Genomic DNA, 273 nt, shown 5'->3' with positions numbered 1-273 from the left:
GGGAGTGGCCAATAAATTTTTCACTATGTCTATTCCAAAGTGTTACCCAGAAGGTTTTGATTTTTCGAAGTTAGGGTTAGAAGCCGTTGGCAAAGTAGACTTAGCAACAGTAACAGGAATTTGGTCGGTAGAGCTAGCTTTAGTGCTAGGTATTCTTACTGCACTCGCCTATGATTGGAAGCGCGTAACTACTGGATTTCAACAAGGTATTAATGCCAGTATTGGCGGAGCTCTACTAGCAGCTATGAATACGGGTTCTGAATATGGTTTTGG

The 273-nt window shown here is 42.1% G+C and carries 1 pseudogene; it reads left to right on the top strand.

Features of this window, described 5'->3' with window-relative positions:
• A pseudogene (locus SB822_RS57045) lies at nucleotides 1-273 on the top strand (GntP family permease); the annotation flags it as partial.

It is taken from the genome of Paraburkholderia sp. SIMBA_054 (genome assembly GCF_046534875.1).
Taxonomy (GTDB): Bacteria; Pseudomonadota; Gammaproteobacteria; order Burkholderiales; family Burkholderiaceae; genus Paraburkholderia; species Paraburkholderia hospita.
Note: the sequence above shows the minus strand (reverse complement) of the source record. Positions and strands in the feature narration are given on the sequence as shown.